At 65.7% G+C, this 4,824-nt stretch carries 5 protein-coding genes; 1 reads left to right on the top strand and 4 read right to left on the bottom strand.

Features of this window, described 5'->3' with window-relative positions:
• On the bottom strand, positions 1 to 596 hold a 596-nt coding region (locus AC1D1S_RS19290), incomplete at its 3' end, for a molybdopterin oxidoreductase family protein (RefSeq protein ID WP_476995227.1).
• 1 nt (position 597) lies between these two features.
• On the bottom strand, positions 598 to 2,013 hold the full coding sequence (locus AC1D1S_RS19285; protein ID WP_028278343.1) for an MFS transporter: 1,416 nt from the start codon (positions 2,011 to 2,013) through the stop codon (positions 598 to 600).
• Positions 2,014 to 2,308: 295 nt separating this feature from the next.
• On the opposite strand from AC1D1S_RS19285, the gene AC1D1S_RS19280 reads away from it, so the two are divergent.
• Positions 2,309 to 3,721, top strand: a complete 1,413-nt coding sequence (locus tag AC1D1S_RS19280) for an MFS transporter (RefSeq protein ID WP_028278342.1) — start codon at positions 2,309 to 2,311, stop codon at positions 3,719 to 3,721.
• 73 nt (positions 3,722 to 3,794) lie between these two features.
• On the opposite strand, the gene AC1D1S_RS19275 is transcribed toward AC1D1S_RS19280, so the two are convergent.
• Together AC1D1S_RS19275 and AC1D1S_RS19270 are read right to left on the bottom strand one after the other, a co-directional pair.
• Complete coding sequence (locus AC1D1S_RS19275) at positions 3,795 to 4,526, bottom strand: glutamine amidotransferase (protein ID WP_476995226.1); 732 nt, start codon at positions 4,524 to 4,526, stop codon at positions 3,795 to 3,797.
• A 96-nt stretch (positions 4,527 to 4,622) separates the two neighbouring features.
• Positions 4,623 to 4,824 (bottom strand): acyl-CoA carboxylase biotin carboxyl carrier protein subunit (locus tag AC1D1S_RS19270; protein ID WP_476995225.1); only part of this gene is annotated, 202 nt, incomplete at its 5' end.

The following is a 4,824-nucleotide window of genomic DNA, read 5'->3' as shown; positions in this document are numbered from 1 at the left end:
GCAACGTTGGAGCCGAGCATCAGGATGGTGCTGGCGGTGTCGAGGTCCGCGAGCGGGAACGGGAGCCCGCGGTCCAGGCCGAAGGCGCGCATGCCTGCCGCGGCTGCCGAGGACATGCAGAACCGCCCGTTGTAGTCGATCCGTGAGGTGCCCAAAGCCAGCCTGGCGAACTTGCCCAGCTGGTAGGCCTTCTCATTGGTGAGGCCGCCGCCGCCAAACACGCCGACGGCGTCAGCCCCGTGCTCGAGGCGGGCCTGTTTTACGGCGGAGACGATCCGCATGAGGGCCTCATCCCAGCTGACCGGGTGGTGGACGCCGTCGGCGCCCTTCAGCAGGGGCTCCGTGACGCGGCCCGGGTGGTCCAGTAACGAGGCGGAGGTCCAGCCCTTGCGGCACAGGCCGCCGCGGTTGGTGGGGAAGTCCCGTCCGGCGACTGTCAGGAGCGGCGCGGACGTTGGGGTAGTGGCGGGGCCCGGTGCAGCGTCTACGGGCTCTGACCCCGGCCGGGCAGCCGGGGTCAGAGCCGCTGGAGATGTGAGCGTCATGGCGCACTGCAGAGCGCAGTAAGGGCAGTGCGTGTCGGCGCTTTTGGTCATGTTAGACGTGTCCCATCGCATTTCGGTTGGCGTTGCGGATGTAGCAGAACCAGCAGACCACCAGCATCAGGACGTAGGCCCCCACGAATCCGTAGAACGCCGAGGTGTAGGAACCGCTGGCGGTGTTGGAGGCGTTGAGGACCTGGGGGATGATAAATCCGCCGTAGGCGCCGATGGCCGAGATCAGGCCGAGGGCTGAGGACGCGAGCCGCTGGGTGGTGTGCGTGCTGGCCCCGGAGCGGGCGGCCCGRCTGGAGGTGGCGAAGATGATCGGGATCATGCGGTAGGTGGCGCCGTTTCCGAAGCCGCTGGCGGTGAACAGGAGCAGGAACAGGAAGAGGAAGAGCCAGAAGTTCTTCAGCGGCAGGGTCCAGAGCATGGTGAGGGTCATGACGGCCATGGCGGCGAAGGCTGCGACGGTCATGCGGGCCCCGCCCATCCGGTCCGCCATGCGTCCGCCGTACGGGCGGGCCAGGGACCCGACCAGCGGGCCGAGGAAGGCCAGGGACAGGGCCACGGTGCCGACGGAGATCGAGGAAAATGCCGGGAAGTAGTCCTTAATGAGCTTGGGGAAGACGCCGGCGAAGCCGATGAAGGAACCGAAGGTGCCGATGTACAGCAGCGCCATGATCCACAGGTGCGGCTCTTTGATCGCGGCCAGCGAACCTGCCACGTCGCCCTTGGCGCTGGTGAGATTGTTCATGTACTTCCAGGCACCGAAAGCCGCCAGCAGGATCAGCGGAACCCACATGAACCCTGCGACGGGCAGGTTCACGGTGCCGGCTGCCAGCAGGGTGATGGCGATCGGCACGGCCAGCTGTGCGACGGCGGCACCGAGGTTTCCGCCGGCGGCATTCAGGCCCAGGGCCCAGCCCTTTTCCCGTGCGGGGTAGAAGAAAGTGATGTTCGCCATCGAGCTGGCGAAGTTGCCGCCGCCGAAGCCGGCCAGCGCAGCCACGAACAGCATGACGCCGAACGGGGTGGCCGGGTTGGCGACGCACAGGCCCAGGCCGATCGTGGGGATCAGCAGCAACAGGGCGGAGACGATGGTCCAGTTGCGGCCGCCGAAGCGGGGAACCATGAACGTGTAGGGGATCCGGAGCGTGGCGCCGACGAGGCTTGGCATGGAGATCAGCCAGAAGATCTCGTTGGTGGAGAACTTGAAGCCGGCGGAGGGAAGCTGGACCACCACGATCGACCACAGCTGCCAGACCACGAAGCCCAGGAACTCGGCGAAGATGGACCAGTTCAGGTTGCGCCGGGCGATCGAGCGGCCGGCCGACTCCCACTGCTCCTTGTTTTCCGCATCCCAGTTGGCGATCCAGCGGCCGGGCCGGTGGTCKAGGGTAAGGGTGCCGCCGGTACTGGCGGCGCCGACCTCTGCGGTGCCGATTTCGGCGGTGCGTTCAGCAGTCACTTGGGAGACCTCCTTGGGGGGTGATGTCCTTCAAAGGTAGGGACGCCGCGTTTCCGGGACGGACGCGGTTTATTAACGCGCTGTGACTTTTGCCTATCGGGGCTTTTATGACGGTGTGAGAATAGGTGTGACGACCACCACGTGAGACAACGACACGGAGTCCAAATAGCGGACTATTTGTCCATTGACTGGACGGTGGGAACTATTATCAGACGTATACGAATCCCTAGCCGGCGGCCCCGGGCATCGGGCTCTTGGGGAAATATCCGACCGGTCTTCATGAAAGCGTTACTACATGTCATCCACTGCCACCTCCGCGGAGCATGGGTCCACCAAGCAGGTGAATTCGCGCGGCCGCGTGATTGTCGCCAGCCTGATCGGTACCACCGTCGAGTTCTATGACTTCTACGTTTACGCCACCGCGGCCGTGCTCGTTTTCCCGAAGCTCTTCTTCCCCGGGCAGAACGAGACCACCCAGCTGCTGGCATCCTTCGCTGTGTTCGGCGTCGCGTTCATCGCCCGCCCGCTCGGCTCGGTCATCTTCGGCCACTTCGGTGACAAGTTCGGCCGCAAGGGCACGCTGGTGGCCTCCCTGCTGACTATGGGTATTGCCACCTTCCTGATCGGATGCCTGCCGACGGCGAGCGTCCCGGGCTGGACCTTCCTGGCCCCGGCGCTCCTCGTGGTCCTGCGCTTCTGCCAGGGCCTGGCCCTCGGCGGCGAATGGAGTGGCGCGGCGCTGCTGGCCACCGAAAACGCCCCGTCGAACAAGCGCGCCATCTACGGCACGTTCCCGCAGCTGGGAGCCCCGATCGGCTTCATCATCGCCAACGTGATCTTCCTGGTCTTCAGCTACACCTTGACACCGGAAGCCTTCATGGAATGGGGCTGGCGGGTCCCGTTCCTGCTCAGTGCCGTCATGGTCATCATCGGTCTCTACGTGCGCCTCAAGCTGATCGAAACCCCGGCCTTCACCAAGGTCCTCGAATCCAACGAGGTTGCCAAGCTGCCGCTGGCACGGGTCTTCAAGACCAGCTGGCGCCCGCTGATCCTGGGCACGTTCATCATGCTCGCCACCTACGTGCTCTTCTACCTGATGACCACGTTCACGCTGACCTACGGCACCCGGGCGTCCAGTCTGGACACGGCGAAGGCCGCCGCCGAAAAGGCCGGCAAGCCGATGACCGAGGCCGCCGCCGCTGCGTTCGTCCCGGGCCTGGGCTACAGCCGGAACGATTTCCTCTGGATGCTGATCGCCGGTGTCGTATTCTTCGGTATCTTCACGCTGGTCTCCGGCCCGCTGGCCGAGAAGTTCGGCCGCCGCAAGATGCTGATCGTTGTCACCTTCGGCATCCTCGCCTTCGGCCTGCTGTTCGTTCCGCTGTTCAGCGCCGGATTCGCCGGTGCCATGGCGCTGCTGATCATCGGCTTCTCGCTCATGGGCCTGACGTTCGGTCCCATGGGTGCGCTCCTGCCGGAGTTGTTCCCGGGCAATGTCCGCTACACCGGCTCCGCCATCAGCTACAACGTCTCCAGCATCCTGGGCGCTGCCGTGGCTCCGTTCATCGCCGTCTGGCTCTGGGAACTGGCCGGGGGCAGCACCGTGCTGGTGGGTGTCTACCTCGCCGCCATGGCGGTGCTGACGCTGATCGCCCTGTTCGTGAGCAAGGAAACCCGGGACCTCGACTACACCAACAACGTAGCCTGACGTCGGCCCTCTTTCCTGACAGAAGAAGCCCGGCGTGTTCATTGAACACGCCGGGCTTCTGCGTTGGAGGGGCTCAGCTCGCGTAGCGCTCCACAAAGTTCCGCAGGATCTTCATCGGTTCTGTCGCAGTGAACTGCCGGGCGTCGTCCATGAGCATTTCGGCCGATTCAGGCGGGAAGTAGCCGGCATGGCGGTAGATATCGATCCTGGTGACGAGCCCTTCAGCATCAAGCTCGGGGTGGAACTGCGTGGCGTATAGGTTGGACTTGATCCGGAACATGTGCACCGGGCAGGCGGCCGAGCTGGCCAGCAGCACCGCATGGGAGGGCAGGACGGTGCAGGCTTCCTTATGGCCGGTGAACGCCGTAAAGCTCTCCGGCAGCCCGCGCAGGAGGGGATCCTGAAGACCCTCCGCCGTCAATTTGATGGTGACGCCGCCGAGCCCTTCACCGTACRTCCGGTCGATCACGGCGCCCTGGTGCAGTCCGAGGGTGCCGACGCCGTAGCAGGCGCCGAGGAACGGGAAGTCCTCGGCCACGATCCTGTCCAGCAGCCCGGCGAGTTCGCGCTCCACCCGGTGCTGGGTGGCGCTCTTGTGCTCGGCCGGATCGCTGGAAGTAAAGGGACTGCCGCCCACAATGACGCCCGAATAGTCGGACAACTCAAGCGCGGGCAGCGGGGCGGCTTCCATCCGGATGCGGTGGAGCTGCTCGGGCTGGAGTCCGCAGTAGCGAAGGTAGGCGCGGTATTCGTCCTCGGCGGCGGTGTCTTCCGCGCGCGAGGCGAGGAGCAGGAATGGCTTCACACTCCAAGTCTCTACTGGCCGGTCGCGGACGCGCCAGAGGCGCGCCCGCGGCCGGCAGCGGCGCCGGCCGTCCGCCGTCGCCGTACCGTGGGCCGCTTACTCTGCGGCGCCGTCCTCGATCATGGCGATGATGGCGCCGGCGGACACGGTCTCGCCGGCCGCTGCGGCGAGGCCGATGACGATCCCGGCGCGGTGGGCGGTGAGCGGCTGTTCCATCTTCATCGCCTCGAGCACGACGACGAGATCGCCCTCGGCGACCGTGTCACCCTCGGCGACGGCCACCTTCACGATGGTCCCC

The sequence above is a fragment of the Arthrobacter sp. P1_A5 genome (genome assembly GCF_056406825.1).
This window is presented reverse-complemented; position numbering and strand designations above follow the sequence as displayed.